The organism is Methyloligella sp. GL2 (genome assembly GCF_013341275.1).
In the GTDB taxonomy this organism is placed as follows: Bacteria; Pseudomonadota; Alphaproteobacteria; order Rhizobiales; family Methyloligellaceae; genus Methyloligella.
This window is the reverse complement of the sequence record NZ_CP054476.1, coordinates 692,404-707,569: the sequence shown is the minus strand read 5'-3', so window position 1 is coordinate 707,569 and position 15,166 is coordinate 692,404. Positions and strand designations below refer to the sequence as shown.

Here is a 15,166-nt window from a genome sequence, read left to right as displayed (position 1 = left end):
ACGAAGCGCGAAGATTAACTTTCCCCTGATTCGTGCGAGATTCGTTCTTGGATGTTCACCCCGCGCGCGGCCGGCTTGAAAACCTCAAATAGAGACACGACTTAGCCTGTTGCGCTGCACTGGCTTTGCAACCGGCAGGCGGGCTGTCTCTCCCCCGTCATAGAACGAATGTGGAATCAGCCAGAGTCAGCGATTCGGTCGAGCTTCGTTCCCCTCACGTTCTGTCATGCAGCTTGATTTTCGGCACGCCTTGATCACAGAGTGGCTTGGATGAATCATTCAGCCCCGATGACGGTGACAAGACCACTAGGCCGAGGCGACTCCTTGCGCGGCCGGGGCGTGACCGCCGTGCTCGGCCCCACCAATACCGGCAAGACCCATCTGGCCATCGAGCGCATGCTCGCCCATGAGGTCGGCATTATCGGCCTTCCGCTGCGGCTGCTCGCCCGCGAGGTCTACGACAAGGTCGTCGCCCGGGTCGGCCCGGCGCAAGTCGCCCTGATCACCGGCGAAGAGAAGATCAAGCCGGCCAACGCCCGCTTCTATATCTGCACCGTCGAGGCCATGCCCCTCGATCTGGAGGCCGATTTCGTCGCCGTCGACGAGATCCAACTCGCCGCCGACGATGAGCGCGGCCATATCTTCACCGACCGACTATTCAATATGCGGGGCTCGAGCGAGACCTTGCTGCTCGGCTCCGACACCATGCGCGAGGCGATCCGCGATCTCCTGCCCGGCGCCAATCTGGTGTCGCGGCCGCGCCTCTCCAAGCTCTCTTACGCGGCGGACAAGAAGATCACCCGCCTGCCCCGGCGCAGCGCCATCGTCGCCTTCTCGGCCAACGAGGTCTACGCCATCGCCGAGCTGGTGCGGCGCCAGCGCGGCGGCGCGGCCGTGGTGCTCGGCGCCCTGTCCCCCCGCACCCGCAATGCCCAGGTCGCCCTCTATCAGAATGGCGATGTCGACTTCCTCGTCGCCACCGACGCCATCGGCATGGGGCTGAACCTCAATCTCGATCACGTCGCCTTCGCCGGCATCCGCAAATTCGACGGCGCCGTGCACCGTAATCTGCGTCCCGCCGAGATCGCCCAGATCGCAGGCCGCGCAGGCCGCTATATGAATGACGGCACCTTCGGCGTCACCGCCCGGGTCGGCCCGTTCGATCCGGAGCTGGTCACCGCGCTGGAGGATCACCGCTTCGACCCCATCGGCACCTTGCAATGGCGCAACCGCAAGCTCGACTACGGCTCTATTCAGCACCTGAAGGAGAGCCTGCGCGTGACCCCCGACAACCCGCGACTGATGCGCGCGCGTATGGTCGACGATGTCACAGCTTTGGAGAATGTCTGCCGCGACGAGAAGGTCAAAGACATGGCCCGCGCCCCTGCGGCGATCGGCCTTCTCTGGGAGATGTGCCAGATCCCCGACTACCGGAAAATTTCCGCAGCCAACCACGCAGAACTTATTACCACCTTATATTCGTTCATGATGAGCCCCTCGGGGCGCATTCCTTCCGATTGGTTCGCGGCCCAAGTGGAACGCTGCCAGCGCACCGACGGGGATATCGATACCCTCTCGAACCGCCTGGCGCAGATCCGGACCTGGACTTTTGTCTCCCACCGGGGTCAATGGCTGGAGGATCATGAGTATTGGCAAGAGCGCAGCAGAGAGATAGAGGACTCTCTTTCCGATGCCTTGCACGATCGGCTGGCCTTGCGCTTCGTGGATCGGCGGACATCGGTGCTGATGCGGCGGCTTCGCGACAAGGAGGAGTTTGTGGGTGAGGTCGGATCCGACGGGCGTATTCTCGTCGAAAATCATTTCGTCGGGCAGCTGAACGGCTTCCTGTTCACCCCCGATGTGGGCGAAGGCATTCACGGCAAGGCCGTGCGCCACGCCGCAACCCAAGTGGTGGCTCAGGAGCTCACCGCCCGCGCCAACGCGCTGGAGCAGGCGAGCGATGAGGCGATTGGGCTTTCTCCCAGTGGCCGCATCATCTGGAAGGGCGCCGAGATCGGCCGGCTGGAGCGCGGCGAGATGGCGCTCAAGCCGCGCGTTCAGGTCGTCGCCGGCGAGCATCTGCACCCGGCCGACCGCGAGCGCATCGCCAATCGCCTCGACGCTTGGATCGCCGCACATCTGCGCGGCCGCATCGGGCCGCTGATCGCGCTCAGCGAAGCGAGCGACCTGTCGGGCCTCGCCCGCGGCTTCGCCTTCCGTCTCACCGAGAATCTCGGTGTGCTCCGCCGCGACGCCCTCGCCGACGAGATCAAGGCGCTGGATCAGCCGACCCGCCGCCAGCTTCGCCAATACGGCGTCCGCTTCGGGGCTTTCAACGTCTACCTGCCCGCGCTGCTGAAGCCGGACGCCGCCGAGCTGCTTCTGCTTCTTTGGGCGCTGCATGAGGGCGAAACGCAAGGCATCGTGCTGGAGAACCTGCCCGAGCGCCCGCAACAGGGTCTCACCTCGGTTCCCGTCGATCCGAAAATCCCGCTCGCCTTCTGGCATGCCGCCGGCTTCCACGTCGCCGGCGCCCGCGCGGTGCGCATCGACATGCTGGAGCGGCTGTCGGACCTGATCCGCCAGCGTGTCAGCTGGCGCGAGCCGAGGCCGACGGAAACCGTCGCCGAAGCCACTGCCGAGGCCAAGCCCGAAGCGCCTACAGAGGTTCCTACTGAGGCACCTGCCGAGGCTCCCGCCGAGGCCGCAGAAACATCCGAAGCCGCAGCGCCGGCAGCCGAGGCCGGGCAAGACGCTTCTCCCGCCGAGGCGACCGGCGCCGAAGCCGCGTCGGCTCCGGCGGAGGCGAAGCCCGAACAGACACCGAAACCTGCCAAAGCCAAACCGGGCAAGCCGGAAGCCAAGCCCACCGGGCCGCCCACCGGCGCCACTGGCGATGGCGGCTTCCGCGTCGTGCCGGAGCTGATGAGCGTGGTCGGCTGCTCCGGCGAGGATTTCGCGTCGATCCTGAAAGCCCTGGGCTTCCGCCTGGAGCGCAAGCCTTTGCCCGAGGCGGAGGCTGCACCGAGCGAAACGGCAAGCACCGAAGCGGCCCCGGCCGAGGCCGAGGCCAGTGCCACAGAAGCCGGAGCAGAGGCCAAGCCGGAAGAGGCGAAAGCGGAAGAGCCGAAATTCGACGAGATTTGGCGTCCCGCACGCCGTACCGACCAGCGCAGGCCGAAGCCGCGTAACGCCAGAGGCGGCGCCCAATCCGGCAAGCCGCAGCAAAACGGCTTCAAGCGGAACCGCCAGGCCCAAAGGGGCGACCGGCCGCGCAACAACAAGCCGCATCGCGGCAAGCCGCCGCGCAAAGAGGAGCAGAGCGGGCCCTCGCCCAGCTCGCCCTTCGCCGCGCTGGAGGAGCTTCGCCGCAATATGATGGCCAGGGGACCGGAAGGGAACTAAGGGGCCGAGGGGGAACCAACCGCGTCTATGCAGGGGCAGAGGCTCGACAAGTGGATCTGGTGCGCGCGGCTCGCCAAAAGCCGCTCCATCGCCGCTGACTTGATCGTGGCGGGCAAGGTCCGCATCAATGGAGAGCGGGCCCGCAAGAGCAGCCGCCGGGTGAAGCCCGGCGACGTTCTGACCGGCATCACCTTTGGCAGGCTCTGGGTCGTCCGGGTCGTCGCCGAGGCGGAAAGACGCCTCCCCCCAAGTGCCGTCTCGGAGCTCTATCAGGACCTAACCCCGGCCTGCGGGACCGCAGCGCTCAGCCCCCAAGGTGCGGAGTAGGGCGCGGCGTAGAATGAGAAAATTCTACCCGCAGCGCCAACCAACCGCCTCTGCCGATAGCATCGAGGCGCGGCTTAAAACCTAGAATTGGAATAATTTTGCGACCAATCGGGGGCCTTTGCGATCCATTATGCGGAATTGCCGGAGCGGCCACCCGACACCTTGTGTATTCGTGACGGTTGTTATACCCAAGCCGTTCGTCGGCCGTCGGAATTGGCATATTTCGGTCCTGCCCACTCCTCTTCCTAAAGCCAAATCTGAGCTTATGTGAGAACAGATGACCTACGTCGTCACTGAAGTCTGCATCAAATGTAAATACACCGATTGCGTGGAAGTCTGCCCCGTGGACTGCTTCTACGAAGGTGAGAATATGCTGGTGATCCATCCGGACGAATGCATCGATTGCGGCGTCTGCGAGCCGGAATGCCCGATCGACGCGATCAAGCCGGATACCGAGCCCGACCTCGACAAATGGATGGAGCTCAACGCCAAATACGCCGAGGAATGGCCGAATCTGACCACCAAGAAGCCGGCCATGCCCGATGCGGACGAGATTGCCAAGGAATCGGGCAAGCTGGAGAAATACTTCAGCCCCGAGCCCGGCGAGGGCGATTGATCCGCCGATTCTGGCGCTTTCGAACGGATTCCGTTAACCGGTCTGCCAAAATGTCGCACCCCGCCTGAGGGAATCTGGGGCTTTGCCGTAGTGGCTCAGCTTCAAAATCCGCTCAAAATGTGGTAGGGTGGCAAATTGGTGGTGCAAACTGCCAATAATTGCATCAGATGAGAAGCATACCCGATTGAGCTGCTGGCGAGGCGTCCTTATGGGACGCGTTTTTTTTCCGCTTCAGAGCACATTCTCAGCTTCGAGCGAGCTGGACGGTCCGGGCTTTTCCCGGTCGCCTCTCGTCTGGCACCCACGCCATATGGCCTGCACGAACGCTTTAAACGGTTGAGCGTTCGGAACCAAGTTCGAATTCGCGGGCTTCATCGCGTGGACGATGTTTTCAAAACGCACCCGCCGCCTTCAGGCAGCGAGTCGAAAAGTACCGAGTACGATTATCGAGTCCGATGCTGAGAGCAAGGAGTGTGTTTGAAGTGAGCGCCGCGGCCCCCAAGAAAGCAAAGCGAGAGAACATGCCTCAGAAGAAGAAGCCCCAACAGCGTCACGGTTTCCGTACCGGCGAGTATATCGTCTACCCGGCACACGGTGTCGGTAAGATCGAGGCTATCGAGGAGCAGGAGATCGCCGGCGCCAGCCTGGAGCTGTTCGTGATCAATTTCGAGCAGGACAAGATGACCCTGCGCGTTCCGACAGCGAAGCTCGAGAGCGTGGGCATGCGCAAGCTTTCCGAGGACAAGGTGGTCAAGAAGGCGCTGACGACCCTGAAGGGCAAGGCCCGCGTGAAGCGCACCATGTGGTCGCGCCGCGCCCAGGAATACGAAGCCAAGATCAACTCCGGCGACCTGATCGCTATCGCCGAAGTGGTGCGCGACCTGTACCGCTCCGAGGCTCAGCCCGAGCAGTCCTACTCCGAGCGCCAGCTTTATGAAGCCGCTCTGGACCGTATGGCCCGCGAGCTCGCCGCCGTGGAGAAGATCGAGAATGACGACGCCGTCGCCAAGATCGACGACATTCTCGCCAAGAGCGCCAAAAGCCTGAAGGCGGCGCAGGAGGCGGCTGTCGAAGAGGAGCAGACCGAGGCCGCGTAAGCCTCGCGATATCGGTGTAGCCATGCCGAGAAGGGCGGGGATCTCCCCGCCCTTTTTCATTTCAGAAGCCTGGTGATGCCTCAAGGCGCTGCCGCTGCGGCCGCCGGTTCCAAGACCTCGATCTGGCCGGCGTGATCGGCCTCGATCATCGGCCCGTTGAGCTGCTCCAGCCAGCCGCGCACCCGGATACGCTTGCCCTTCAGCGTCGCAAGATCCAGCCCCGCATCGGCGAAGGCTTTGGCGTTCTCCCGCGCCACCGTCACGGTGAAGTCTTCCCGCCAATCCCGATCGAAATTGACATAGGTCCAGTCGCGAATGCTCGCCACATCGGCGACCTCGCCCTCCACCACGACGAAACGGCCGCGCAAGCGGTACAGCCCAGCACGGTCCGACGCCGCCCTCACCCGATAATCCGGCAGACGCCAAAGACCGCGTGCCGCCTCCCGCGCTACACGCTCCTTAGCGAGCAGCACCGCGATACAGGCCTCGTTATCGGCAAGGCTATAGGCGCGCGCCAGCCCCTCCTCCAGAAGAGCCCCCTGCAGCCAGACCGGCGGCCCGTCGCCCGTGGCGAAAACTTGCGCCAGCTTGCGGCCATAGCGGTCGGTCCGCTGACCGCCATAGCGCAAAGCCACCGGCTTTCCCTGCGCAAGCTCCGTCAGCCGGGCTTTGGCTGCTTGCGCCGGCGGAAAATCCTCTGGTGAACGTCCACCCACCGGGCGCGGCGCCTTCGCCCCCATCAGCCGCACCACGGCACCGTCCGTCAGCTTTACCGTCTCGCCGTCGACGACCTCGGCGACGCTCGCGGTCTCCGGCACCGACAGGGCGCAGTCCGACACGCCTTGCGCCGCGGCCGGCGACAGCCAAAGCACGACAAGCCCGGCACCGATGGCAACGCTCCAAAACCCACCCATGGCTTCAACCTAAAGCGCCGGTCTCCACACGGCAAAGCGGTTGCGCGCAGCAGAAATGGCACGCATTTGGTTTGCCGCACCGCGTGCGTGACAATTCATCGTCTCCCCGACGGCTTTGGCGCGCCTCTATATCGAGCTGCAATTGCAGCCGCCGCCCATCCAAGCCGATCCGTCACACGTCATGAAACCGATCCGCATCGTCCGCCATGAAGAGCCGATCACGCCCGGCTATCTCGCCGAGACCTTGGAGGCTCGCGGACTGCCCTTCGAGGAGATCGCGCTCGACCGCGGCGAGGCGCTACCGCAAGCCATCGACGATATTTCCGCCCTGGTCTTCCTCGGCTGCACCCACAGCCTCACCGAGGATGCGCCCTGGATGCGCGAGGAAATCCGCCTGATCCAGAGCGCAGCAAATGCCGGCCTGCCGATCCTCGGCCATTGCTTCGGTTCGCAGCTGATCGCGAATGCACTCGGCGGCGAGGTCTATCCCTTGGCTGAGAAGGAGATCGGCTGGCATACGGTGCGCCGCGCCGATACCGCCGTGGCGCAAGACTGGTGCGGCGAGGAGGAGAAGACCGAGATCCTGATCTGGCATCACGACGGCTTTACCCTGCCGGATGCCGCAGCGCCGCTCTACTCCTCGCGCTTCTGCGCCGATCAGGCCTTCGTCGTCGGCGACAATATTCTGGCCACCGTGGCCCATGTCGAAGTGACGCCGGAGCTGCTGGAGAACTGGGTGAGCTTGATGCCCGAGGATCTCGCTCCCGTCTCCGAACGGGTTCAGAGCCCCGAACAAATGCGCGCCGATCTGCCTGGCCGGGTGCAAAGAATGCAGCGCCTCACCGACAAGCTCTACCACCGCTGGCTTTCGAGCTTTGCGCCGCGCTCATAGTCCCGGGGGCGTGTCCGCTTGAGCTTGCCCCCGGCAAACGCCAGACTGTAAAGACAATGCTAGGCGGCAGCGTCTATAGAAAGACCCGCCGATACGCGCGCCAATGGCCCCGTAGCTCAGCAGGATAGAGCATCAGATTCCTAATCTGAGGGTCGCAGGTTCGAATCCTGCCGGGGTCACCACGTTTTTCAATGGGTTGGCGATCAGCCTATTCGCGGCCGCGCCATACCGTAGCTACCGTATAGCGACCACAAGAGAAAGCCTTTGAACCGCAGCACGACCCGCAGCCAACGTCGGCTAGGAGTGCAAACCTGAAGTTCTCGCATGGACTCGCGAGCGTCGGCTTTTGCCCCAAAACAGACGGCGCCTAATTGAACAGCCAGGTCAGGCGCCCCTTTACGGCGTTGTCGGACAGGCTGTCGGCGAATTGGCCTTGGTAGGAGACGCCAGCGGACACACGGTCGCTCAGCGCAAAGTCGACGCCCGCATCCAGCAGGGCTGAGTCTTCGGCGAGCGGCACGCCGTCGATGGAGAAGCCGATGCCGGTGGTGGCGAAGGCCAGTGACGTGCCGGGCGTCACGTCGTCAAAGGCGTGCAGCCAAGCGGCCTCGATGTGCGGGGTGACTGCCATGTCACCCCACATCATAGTCTGCGCTGCACGTAAGCCCACCGTCGTGTAGCCCACATCCTGGTCGATGCCGGACGAGCGCAAGCTCGCTTGCGCCCCGCCTTTCTCACGGAAGCCGCCGCTCTCTAGGGAAACATAGGCAAGGCCGCCGAAAGGCTCGACCTCGACGCCCGCTACTTGCGTAGGGTACGCGACCTCGCCGAAGAGCTGAGCCGTGTCGGCGTCGTAGTCCGCCTTCTGACGTTCATAGAAGTTTGGGAACACAACCGCACGGCTCGTTTCGATGTCGCTCCAGGCCCACAGGCCGCCGCCCCGCAGCGCGAAGCCTCCGACGTCGCCATTCACGTAACCGCCGAGATGATAGGTCTTGGTGTTGGCGCCGCTGTAACGCTCGTCCACGCTCACATTGGAGAAGGCGGCGCCGGTGGCGACGCCGACACGCCACGAGCCACCGATGCTCGCGTCCATGCCCGAAATGAAGCCGCCGAGATTGCGGTCCGCCGTCGCGGCATTGCCGTCGGTATCGAAGGTTCCCCAAGCACCATAGCCTTGCGTCCAGAAGGCGAGTGGTTGCGATACAGGTTCAGCCGCCATTTCTTCGCTGACGAACTTGCTGCCGAGCCGCATGGCGTCCGCATCGTAGGTCGCTCCGCGACTCGCGACTTGCGGCCCGCCGGACCCGAGCGCTTCGCCGCTATGGCTCGCCTGCATCATACGGCCGAGCACCGCCTCGCGGGCATAGCGGCTGTCGTCGACCAAAGTCCCCGCCACGGTCGCATGCACCTCGCCCGAGAGTGCATCGAAGGCGGTCCGCGCACCTTCCGCCGTTTGATTCAACACGGCGAGATAGAGCGCATTATTCGTCGGGAACCGCGACAGCGCACCCGCCACCGCGCGCTGGTTCCGCGTCCGGGCCACGTCCGGGAACAGCGTCTCGTTGCGCTCGAGCGTCAGAACCACGTCGTTTCCGTCGCCGGCCGCATAGGCCACGCTCGGCGTCAGGAAGGCGAGGTTCGTGGAGACGGACCCGAATTTGCCTTTGACGGCGTCGCTGCCATCGTTCTCGATGATCGTATAGTCCGTCGTCGTCTGATAGTTCCCGTCCGCGGCAAGCACCTTCAGCGTCGCGCCCGTTAGGTTCACCGTCCCATTGACGATCACCTTGTCCGAGTTGCCGGCCGCATCGACCTCGACCTCATAGACCGCACCGGCTCCGAGCACGAAGGCGCCGTTCACGGTCATGGTGCCGATCGAGTTGCCCGGCGCCAGTGTGCCGTTGACCGTGAGGGCGCCGAGTTGGCCGGAACCGCCGAGCGTGCCGCCGGTTCGAACGGTCACGGTAGAGTTGGCGATCGAGCCGTTCACCACCAGCTTGCCGGCATTGACTGTGGTTGGCCCGGTATAGGTGTTGATCCCGGTAAGCACGGTCTTCCCAGTGCCGTTCTGCTCGAAGGCGCCGGTCCCGGAGATCGCGCCGTCATAGGTGAATGTATTCGAGCGGTTCACCGCGAGCGTGGCGTTGTTGGTGATGTCGCCTGCGATCGACCCTGTCGTGCCGCCATCGCCGAGCTGCAGGGTCCCTGCGTTGATTGTGGTGCTGCCCCCATAGGTGTTGGTGCCACTGAGTATCAGCGTGCCGGCGCCGATCTTGGTTAGCGCTCCTGCGCCGCCGATATCCTGCGCGAACGTCGAATCATTGCCGTTCGTATCGATGGTTCCGCCATTGGCGGTAATGGTCGTTGCGCGGGATGCAGATAGATCGAACGAGGCTCCGAGTTGCAGCGTGCCGCCATCCAAGGTCAGTGCGCTCGTGGGCGCCCCGAGTGCCCCGTCGGAAGAAACATTCAAGGTTCCGCCGTCAATGGTCCAGGGCGTCACTGCCGCAGTCGTGCCGGTCAGCGTCCATGTGCTGCTGCCGGTCTTTTCGAACAAGCCGAACCCTTGATACTGGCCGCCGATCGCCGAGGCGTCGAAGTTGGAGTCGGTCGCGCCGCCAAGCTTGAGCGTATCGGCGGTGCTGTTCGCCACGACATTGCCTGCGATGGACGAGCCAGCGCGCAGCTCCAAGCTGTTGGTGCCGCCGGTGAACGTGATGGCGTTCGCCTGCGTGCCGCCATCGCCGGAGAAGCCGCCGGAGATCGCGCCCGAATTGATGACGGTTAGATTCGCACCGGCGATGCCGGCGCCGCCCTTGCCATACGATCCCGAGGGGCCACGTTGGCCGCCATCGCCACCCTGGATCGCACCGGTATTGGTGTTGGTAATGGTCAGGGAACTGCCGGAAATGCCGATTCCACCGTTTCCACCTGAAGCGGCTCCTATCGTAGCACCATTGCCGCCGGTGCCGCCCAGGGCCTGCCCTCCGATCGTGATGCTGGCTTGTGAGGCCTGAATGGCGTCGCCGCCATCGCCACCCGCGCCGCGGGGGGGAGGGTCGGAGCTGTAAAAGACCGACACGGAGCCGCCGTTACCACCGGTTCCGCCAAGCTCGTTGCCGTTGAATGTCACACTGACATTGGTGCTGTTCAGGTAGACGCCAACGCCACCGTCACCGCCATCGCCCCCACTGCCATTCAACGCCTCGCCGCCATCGCCCCCATCGCCGCCGGTTGCGTCCGAGCTATAGGTGGCGGAAGACGCGGAGGGGGTGAGGATGACACCGTAGCCGCCGCCGCCGCCGCCGCCAGCGCGGCCCCGAACCGCAGCGCTATCGCCGCCATTGCCGCCATTACCCCCGGTGCCGCCCATGGTCGAGCCGACCAAGCCGGCAGCGCCACCGCCGCCGCCGCCGCCACCGCTGAGTGTCGTGCCGGCGTCGCCCGGGCTACCATCGGCTCCGTCCTTGGATGCTATGCTGCCGCCTGCGCCGCCAGCGCCGCCGTTGTAAGTGGCAATCCCGTCGCCGCCATCGCCGCCGGTCACGCCAGCGCCGCCACCACCACCACCATCTACGCCGTTTCCGCCTGGACCGTTTGGGTTGTCGGTGCCGCCGTCGCCAGCGCCATTCAATGGAAGGCCGCTATGGCCGCCATCGGCGAACGCCGCTGGCGCGTCCCACACCATCCCGCAAAGTAGGGCAATGAGGCCGATCGCAAGTAGGGGCTGGCGACATGCTGAGAAAGGGACACTCAGCGTTGCGCATCGCGCGCCCCGCAGACCCGTGAGTGCACCGCAGAAGCCAAATATTGATTTGGCACGGCCACCAGCGCCGGTCCGGAAAATCACGCCCCAACCTCCCCGAGCAATGCGTCACGCGAGTGCTCGGGCCATCCTTAAGGTCCAGCCGTACTTCGACGCAGCTAAATCACCGTAAACAAGGGATTCCAAATGCGTTCACTGCGTGTCAAGGCAACCAGGGCGTGTATTGCAATTTTCTTGAGGGCGGGGGACGGTTTCTCCCCACTTGTGGCACAAGGACTACAGGTTTCCGGCGAGCATTCAATGGTCCGGGATCACCCGGTAAGATCGAAACACAGATTCCTAATCTGAGGGTCGCAGGTTCGAATCCTGCCGGGGTCACCAATTACAGCTTTCGAACCAGAGCTGGCATTCGGAATGTCCGACGCGGAAAAGCGTTGAATTCGTTGCGGCACCGCGGGAATCGGGCCACCGGTTGGTGTCGCTGACGGCGAAATCCCGTCAGCGACACACCGTAGCTCTCATAGGCTAGCCGTTCACCTCGGCCACGGCCACGTGGTGCATTCCCGGCCAGTTCTTTTTCGCCTTCGCAAGCGTTCCAGCCTTGTCTTCCTTGTACTTCTCGAAGGCGGCGGCGTTCAGGAACACATACAGCTTGCCGTCGACGATGTCGGCGAAGCGGGGCGCAGCATCGAGCTTCTTGCCGATGGCAACGCCGAACGCGCAGAAGCCGCCATATTGCGGCATGTACCGCGCAGGGTTCGCCTCGAACTGCTTCTTCGTCTCTTCGGACGAGAAATAGTAGGCGACACCATCACGCTCGACAGTGAACGTCGCGTGGCCGGGCGTCACCTTCAGGCCGGTGGCAAGTGCGACGGTATCGTCGCCGCGGAGTGCGACGCCGGCCCCGCTGAGGGTCGTGCCGGTCGACACATTGTACTCATCCACGGCAAACGCCGCTGTCGTAGCGGAGACGGCACCGACGAACGCGGCTGCGGTGATCAGGGTCTTGATGGTCTTCATTTCGATAGTCCTTCTTCTGTGGTCGCCCTTCCGGGCGGGTTGGTGATTTCCGCGAGCCATCGGGTTCGCGGGTCTGCGAGCCGCCGAGCTTCGGCGGCTTCGGAACGTGATCGGCGCAACACGGCACGGCGATCGCGCATCCGAACTGTGTGGCCTTGCCGGGAACCGGCTCGGCCGTCATCGGGTCGAGCGGCGTCAGAGGCCGAGGTCGGAGAGACCCGGGTGGCTCTCGGCTCTGGGGCCCAGCGGCCAGCGGAAGAGCCGGTCGCTTTCGGCGATGGGAAGGTCGTTGATTGAGGCACGGCGCACGGCCATCAGACCGTCGGCCGCAAATTCCCAGTTCTCGTTGCCATAGGCCCGGAACCATTGGCCGTCAGGGCCTTGCGCCTCGTAGGCGAAGCGCACCGCGATGCGCGCGCCGTCGAAGCTCCACAGCTCCTTGATGAGCCGGTAGTCGCGTTCGGCCTGCCACTTGCGGGTCAGGAACGCTTCGACCTCGGCGCGACCGTTCAGGAACTCGCTGCGGTTCCGCCAAACCGTGTCTGGCGTATAGGCCGCGGCAACCTTGATCGGATCCCGGCTATTCCAGACATCCTCGGCAGCGCGGACCTTGATAAGAGCCGAAGCTCTATCGAAGGGAGGAAGGGGTGGTCTCGTCATCGCAGCTCTCCAATATGTACCGATCTGTTCACCTTGAGATCGATGACTAACAGATCGGTACACCTTGTCAACCGTGACTCGTCGCGTTTTATGCTGACACGCCCCCAGACCCTCTATAACTAACTGATATAGCGATATATTATTTGCGCTCTTGCCGTGCCGGCTTGCAGCTACTATGTACTATTCTGTACAGAAAGGAGCCATGATGCGCGCGAGCAAGCGGGACGAACTCGTCCGAGAGGCGCTTGGGATCTTCTACCGCGAGGGATTTCACGCGACCGGCATGGACCGCCTGGCGGCAGAGACCGGGATCTCGAAGACCACCATGTTCAAGCATTTCCACAGCAAGGAGGAGTTGATCCTCGCGGTCCTACGGCTGCGGGACCAGAATTTCCGCAATTGGCTCTTCCGCCGGATGGAAGAAGCGGGAGCGCCGCGCGCCCAGCTCTCGGCCATGTTCGATGCGTTGGCGGAATGGTTCGCAGAACCGGGCTTTCGGTCCTGCATGTTCATCAAGGCCGCCTCCGAATACCCCGATCCGCATCACCCCATCCACACGCAGGCAGCCGAGCACAAGCGGCTCCTGTTTCTGCAGCTGCAGAAAATTGCTGCCGATGCAGGCGCGCAGGACCCGGCGGCTTTGGCACGCGCCTTGTTGCTGCTCAAGGAAGGCGCCATCGTTACGGCGCATCTCGGCCACGAAGCCGATCCGGCGGGTGACGCAAAGGCGGCCGCCGAGAAAGTAATCTCCGCCGCTCTGGACCATCCGCAAGCTTGATAATGTCGGCAGCACGCTTCGGCGCGATATGCCCTTGGCAGATTCGAATCCTGCTGGGGTTACCAATTGAAATACGCGGGGCGCTGGCCACCTTCTAGTGAGGACGACGGCGCGGCCGCATCGGGTCGCATCTACGCGACAGACTTCTCCCGCAGAACGACGATCTCGTTCGCCTCGATGACCTGACATCCGGGGGCACGCGACACCGCAGGGGAAAATCCCCTTGGGATCTTTCACTGAAAGGCCCGGCGTGCCTATCCGGCACACCGGGCCCTGCCACCGCCTCAACAGCGTCGGATCATCGATCTATCGGCGCGAGCGGGGCACTCTCTGTTCCAGCCCCCACACGGAGCCCGAACAGAATTTCTCAAGAACATAATAGACTTATCTCAATTCACTCGGCCCCACTGTTCAAAACATTACAGGTCTAGAATTTCGATAAGCATCGTGTGTGCGCCCAAGAACGCACAGCAAAGCTCACAAGAGCGTTTGTCCGTCTGGAGGCCTCAGAATTTCGAACAAGAAAACGGAAGTATTGCTTCAAAGTTCGCGCGTTTTGCATGGCCGGGCGGCGCGTTGCCGCAATGCAATCAAGAAATAGGCCTCAGATTGCCGTCCGGAAACCACCCCGCGAGCATAGAGACGTGGCCCGGTTTACTCCTGAGGGAATGCCTAAAGCACGCCGCTTTGGCAGCGGGAAATTTTCGTAACAAGACGACCCGGCCGCGGCGGCTGCAATGCGCCTTCCCTCAAGGCGAGGCTAGATCTGTCCAGCATCGCAGCAACCGGCGTCACCCCCCGGCCTTTGGCTTCCAATCGCTGAGACGCCTGACAAAGAGGGAAGGAGTACGAGAATGCCGACTACCCTGAACAACATCTACGTGACGCTTTACGGTCACGCTGACAACGATCCTCCCGGCACCGATACCACGTCCCTGGGCGGCCATGCCGGCGGCACGGGCACCTATGACGATCCCGTAACGGCGGCCGCCAATTCCGCTGGTCTTTCGGGTCAGTTCGCCTACGGCACGAAATTCTATGTGCCAGAGCTGCAGAAATACTTCGTCATCGGTGACCTCATGGCGAACAACTCCGGCGGCGACGCCCATGTGGATCTCTGGGTTCAGAGCAATGCCGGAACGCCGCAATCCGTGTCGAATGCTGCGGAGAATGCCTTGACCGGCAACTACCAGCTCATCCTCAACCCCTCCCCTGACGAACCCGTCAATCACACCCGGCTGATCAATGCCGCCTCCGATATCGGATCGGTTGTCGGCGACAATGCCAGTGTCGACCCGTCTCCGGTCGCGAGTATCGGCGATCCCGGCTCCGACAATCCCACGCCTGTGGCGGATGATCCAGGCGGCAACGATTCCGGATTCGGCGGAGGTGGCAATGGCGGTTTCGGCCATTGGCGCGGCAACCGCGGCACCGACAATCCCGCGCCCGTGGCGACCGACGATCCAGGCGGCGACGATTCGGGAGCCGGCGCAGGCGGCAATGGCGGCTTCGGTCATTGGCGCGGTGGAGGCGGCCATTGGGGCGTGCAAGAGGGAGCGCTCAGCGGCGGTTGCTCGTCCCGTTATCCTCAGAACCAGACCAATGCCGATCAAAGCGCCGTGGACGATGGCGGTTCGGCGGACCTCTGGTCGTTCCATCACTGGAACCATCATGGATGATGGACAACC

Annotated in this window: 10 protein-coding genes, 1 tRNA gene and 1 pseudogene; 8 read left to right on the top strand and 4 right to left on the bottom strand. The window is 63.5% G+C overall.

The window, feature by feature from the left end:
* Positions 1–270: 270 nt before the first annotated feature.
* The 4 genes and pseudogenes from HT051_RS03330 to HT051_RS03315 all read left to right on the top strand — a co-directional run.
* Entirely contained in the window at positions 271–3,405 is a 3,135-nt protein-coding gene (locus HT051_RS03330; protein WP_246810160.1) for a helicase-related protein, read from the top strand.
* Between the two features lie 27 nt (positions 3,406–3,432).
* Positions 3,433–3,732 carry an RNA-binding S4 domain-containing protein gene (locus tag HT051_RS03325; protein ID WP_174540721.1) on the top strand — a complete coding sequence of 100 codons (300 nt, stop codon included), beginning with the start codon at positions 3,433–3,435 and terminating at the stop codon, positions 3,730–3,732.
* A 277-nt stretch (positions 3,733–4,009) separates the two neighbouring features.
* Positions 4,010–4,348 carry a ferredoxin FdxA gene (fdxA, locus tag HT051_RS03320; RefSeq protein WP_174540720.1) on the top strand — a complete coding sequence of 113 codons (339 nt, stop codon included), beginning with the start codon at positions 4,010–4,012 and terminating at the stop codon, positions 4,346–4,348.
* Positions 4,349–4,797: 449 nt separating this feature from the next.
* Positions 4,798–5,445, top strand: a pseudogene (locus tag HT051_RS03315) (CarD family transcriptional regulator); the annotation flags it as partial.
* Positions 5,446–5,525: 80 nt separating this feature from the next.
* Here the strand turns inward: HT051_RS03315 and HT051_RS03310 are convergent.
* Positions 5,526–6,359, bottom strand: coding sequence for a thermonuclease family protein (locus HT051_RS03310; RefSeq protein WP_174540718.1), 834 nt, complete (start codon positions 6,357–6,359; stop codon positions 5,526–5,528).
* 115 nt (positions 6,360–6,474) lie between these two features.
* On the opposite strand from HT051_RS03310, the gene HT051_RS03305 reads away from it, so the two are divergent.
* Both HT051_RS03305 and HT051_RS03300 read left to right on the top strand, forming a co-directional pair.
* Entirely contained in the window at positions 6,475–7,251 is a 777-nt protein-coding gene (locus HT051_RS03305) for a type 1 glutamine amidotransferase (RefSeq protein ID WP_174540717.1), read from the top strand.
* Between the two features lie 105 nt (positions 7,252–7,356).
* A tRNA-Arg gene (locus tag HT051_RS03300) sits at positions 7,357–7,433 on the top strand.
* 185 nt (positions 7,434–7,618) lie between these two features.
* Here the strand turns inward: HT051_RS03300 and HT051_RS03295 are convergent.
* The 3 genes from HT051_RS03295 to HT051_RS03285 form a co-directional block, all read right to left on the bottom strand.
* Entirely contained in the window at positions 7,619–10,942 is a 3,324-nt protein-coding gene (locus HT051_RS03295; RefSeq protein ID WP_174540716.1) for an autotransporter domain-containing protein, read from the bottom strand.
* A gap of 603 nt (positions 10,943–11,545) precedes the next feature.
* A complete protein-coding gene (locus HT051_RS03290; protein WP_174540715.1) occupies positions 11,546–12,040 on the bottom strand; it encodes a YHS domain-containing (seleno)protein in 495 nt (164 codons plus the stop codon).
* Positions 12,041–12,235: 195 nt separating this feature from the next.
* Positions 12,236–12,700 (bottom strand): nuclear transport factor 2 family protein, encoded by a 465-nt coding sequence (locus HT051_RS03285; protein ID WP_174540714.1) that lies wholly within the window; start codon positions 12,698–12,700, stop codon positions 12,236–12,238.
* A gap of 202 nt (positions 12,701–12,902) precedes the next feature.
* On the opposite strand from HT051_RS03285, the gene HT051_RS03280 reads away from it, so the two are divergent.
* Both HT051_RS03280 and HT051_RS03275 read left to right on the top strand, forming a co-directional pair.
* Positions 12,903–13,478, top strand: a complete 576-nt coding sequence (locus tag HT051_RS03280) for a TetR/AcrR family transcriptional regulator (protein WP_246810159.1) — start codon at positions 12,903–12,905, stop codon at positions 13,476–13,478.
* Between the two features lie 854 nt (positions 13,479–14,332).
* Positions 14,333–15,157, top strand: coding sequence for a hypothetical protein (locus HT051_RS03275; protein WP_174540713.1), 825 nt, complete (start codon positions 14,333–14,335; stop codon positions 15,155–15,157).
* Positions 15,158–15,166 lie beyond the last annotated feature (9 nt).

What these genes read in the sequence shown, in the direction of transcription:
- HT051_RS03330 (WP_246810160.1), top strand. Translation starts at nt 271, where the DNA reads ATGAATCATTCAGCCCCGATGACGGTGACAAGACCACTAGGCCGAGGC.
- HT051_RS03325 (WP_174540721.1), top strand. Translation starts at nt 3,433, where the DNA reads ATGCAGGGGCAGAGGCTCGACAAGTGGATCTGGTGCGCGCGGCTCGCC.
- fdxA (WP_174540720.1), top strand. Translation starts at nt 4,010, where the DNA reads ATGACCTACGTCGTCACTGAAGTCTGCATCAAATGTAAATACACCGAT.
- HT051_RS03310 (WP_174540718.1), bottom strand. Translation starts at nt 6,359, where the DNA reads ATGGGTGGGTTTTGGAGCGTTGCCATCGGTGCCGGGCTTGTCGTGCTT.
- HT051_RS03295 (WP_174540716.1), bottom strand. Translation starts at nt 10,942, where the DNA reads ATGGTGTGGGACGCGCCAGCGGCGTTCGCCGATGGCGGCCATAGCGGC.
- HT051_RS03290 (WP_174540715.1), bottom strand. Translation starts at nt 12,040, where the DNA reads ATGAAGACCATCAAGACCCTGATCACCGCAGCCGCGTTCGTCGGTGCC.
- HT051_RS03285 (WP_174540714.1), bottom strand. Translation starts at nt 12,700, where the DNA reads ATGACGAGACCACCCCTTCCTCCCTTCGATAGAGCTTCGGCTCTTATC.
- HT051_RS03280 (WP_246810159.1), top strand. Translation starts at nt 12,903, where the DNA reads ATGATGCGCGCGAGCAAGCGGGACGAACTCGTCCGAGAGGCGCTTGGG.
- HT051_RS03275 (WP_174540713.1), top strand. Translation starts at nt 14,333, where the DNA reads ATGCCGACTACCCTGAACAACATCTACGTGACGCTTTACGGTCACGCT.